Origin of the sequence: Bacteroides cellulosilyticus DSM 14838 (genome assembly GCF_000158035.1) — a bacterium.
GTDB lineage: Bacteria > Bacteroidota > Bacteroidia > Bacteroidales > Bacteroidaceae > Bacteroides > Bacteroides cellulosilyticus.
Window position 1 is genome coordinate 848,268 of record NZ_EQ973491.1, and the last position, 2,415, is coordinate 850,682.

At 46.1% G+C, this 2,415-nt stretch carries 3 protein-coding genes; all 3 read left to right on the plus strand.

Annotated elements, in window-relative coordinates; genetic code table 11:
* Positions 1-748, plus strand: a 748-nt coding sequence (locus tag BACCELL_RS15450) for a DNA translocase FtsK (RefSeq protein WP_007212823.1), incomplete at its 5' end; no start/stop codon positions are given.
* A 14-nt stretch (positions 749-762) separates the two neighbouring features.
* Positions 763-1,407 carry an outer membrane lipoprotein periplasmic chaperone LolA1 gene (gene lolA1, locus BACCELL_RS15455; RefSeq protein WP_007212824.1) on the plus strand — a complete coding sequence of 215 codons (645 nt, stop codon included), beginning with the start codon at positions 763-765 and terminating at the stop codon, positions 1,405-1,407.
* Between the two features lie 28 nt (positions 1,408-1,435).
* Positions 1,436-2,383, plus strand: coding sequence for a thioredoxin-disulfide reductase (gene trxB, locus BACCELL_RS15460; RefSeq protein WP_007212825.1), 948 nt, complete (start codon positions 1,436-1,438; stop codon positions 2,381-2,383).
* Positions 2,384-2,415: the final 32 nt, after the last annotated feature.

Consider the following 2,415-nt stretch of genomic DNA (forward strand, 5'->3'; position numbering starts at 1 on the left):
CAATATTAAGGAGTATAACGAGAAGTTTATTAATCGTCAGCTGAATCCTGAAAAGGGACATAAGTTTATGCCTTACATTGTGGTGGTGATTGACGAGTTCGGTGACTTGATTATGACGGCGGGCAAAGAGGTAGAGCTGCCTATTGCCCGTATCGCTCAGTTGGCGCGTGCAGTGGGTATCCACATGATTATCGCTACGCAGCGTCCGACAACGAATATCATTACCGGTACAATCAAGGCGAACTTCCCGGCTCGTGTTGCCTTCCGTGTATCTGCCATGATAGACTCGCGTACTATTCTCGACCGTCCCGGAGCTAATCAGCTGATCGGACGTGGTGATATGTTGTTCCTGCAAGGGGCAGATCCTGTACGTGTGCAATGTGCCTTTATCGATACACCGGAGGTAGCAGAGATTACTAAGTTTATTGCCAAGCAACAAGGGTATCCTACCGCATTCTATTTGCCGGAGTATGTAGGTGAAGATGGTGGCGGAAACGATTTGGGAGATGTGGATATGGGACGTCTGGACCCATTGTTCGAAGATGCTGCCCGCCTGATTGTCATCCATCAGCAAGGTTCTACATCGTTGATCCAACGCAAGTTCGCTATCGGTTATAACCGTGCCGGGCGATTGATGGACCAATTGGAAAAAGCCGGTATTGTGGGACCTGCACAAGGCAGCAAAGCGCGCGAGGTGCTTTGTGTCGATGACAATGACCTGCAAATGCGCCTGAACAATTTACTATAAATCGTGTTAAACTAATGATGAAGAATCTTCTTTTTGTTTATATCTGCCTGTTCGGTCTGGCATTACCGCTTTCGGCACAGAAACTGGATGCCCAAGATATATTGGACCGTACAGCTACTGCCTTCCGTCAGGCGGGAGGTATTCAAGCAGATTTTACGGTTCAGACGTATGCGAAAGGTGTTTTGCAGGGGAGTTCTGTCGGGACTATCCGTCTGAAAGGAGAAAAGTTCCTGTTGGATGCCGACGGGGTGAAAACCTGGTTTGATGGTCGTACGCAATGGAGCTATCTCACTAACAGTGACGAAGTGAACGTTTCCGAACCTACTCCTGAAGAGTTGCAAAGTATCAATCCCTATGCCCTGCTGTCTATTTACAAGCAAGGGTATCACATGAAATTGGGCAAAACTGATGTTTATGGAGGTAAACCTGCTTATGAGGTGATATTAACTGCTTCTGATAGAAAGAAGGATTTGCAGTGCGTTATTATTTATGTAACGAAAGACACCTTTCAACCTTTATGTATCAGCATGACGCAAAAGGGTGGAAATAGCGTGGCTATTCGTATTACATCTTATAAAGCGGGAGAATCATACAACGATCATCTTTTCACTTTTGACAAGAAGGCGTATCCGACTGCTGAAGTGATTGATCTGAGATAGATAATAACTAAATATATAAATAACGATTATGGAAACAGAAAAAGTAAAATGTCTGATTATAGGTTCTGGTCCTGCCGGTTATACTGCTGCTATTTATGCAGGTCGTGCCAACCTTTCTCCGGTACTTTATGAAGGATTACAGCCGGGTGGTCAGTTGACAACAACTACAGATGTGGAGAACTTTCCCGGTTATCCGGAGGGTGTCAGTGGCCAGCAATTGATGGATGATTTACGCAAACAGGCAGAGCGTTTCGGTGCAGACCTGCGTTTTGGTATTGCAACCGCTTCTGACTTGAGTGCGGCTCCATACAAAGTAACGATTGACGAAGAGAAGGTGATTGAAACTGATACGTTGATAATTGCTACGGGCGCTACAGCCAAATATTTGGGATTGGATGATGAAAAGAAATATGCCGGTATGGGTGTCAGTGCTTGCGCTACTTGTGATGGTTTCTTCTATCGCAAGAAGGTGGTAGCAGTGGTCGGTGGTGGTGATACGGCTTGTGAAGAAGCTGTTTACCTGGCCGGACTGGCTAAGAAGGTTTATCTGATTGTGCGGAAGCCTTTCCTGCGTGCTTCCAAAATCATGCAGGAGCGTGTGATGAAGCATGAGAATATAGATGTGCTATTTGAGCACAATGCCGTGGGCTTGTTCGGAGAGAATGGTGTGGAAGGTGTTCATCTGGTGAAGCGTATGGGTGAATCGGATGAAGAACGTTACGACCTGGCTATTGATGGTTTCTTCCTGGCTATCGGTCATCAACCGAACTCAGATATCTTCAAACCCTATCTGGATACAGACGAGACAGGTTATATCATTACAGAAGGCGACAGTCCTCGTACGAAAGTGCCGGGTGTGTTTGCCGCCGGTGACATTGCCGATCCGCATTATCGTCAGGCTATTACGGCAGCAGGAAGCGGCTGTAAGGCAGCACTTGAAGCGGAAAGGTATCTTTCATCCAAGTGCTTGATCTAAAATTGTGAGTAAAAGAGTATAAAAAGAAAACT

Coding starts and splice junctions, on each gene's coding strand:
- lolA1 (WP_007212824.1), top strand. CDS start 763: ATGATGAAGAATCTTCTTTTTGTTTATATCTGCCTGTTCGGTCTGGCA.
- trxB (WP_007212825.1), top strand. CDS start 1,436: ATGGAAACAGAAAAAGTAAAATGTCTGATTATAGGTTCTGGTCCTGCC.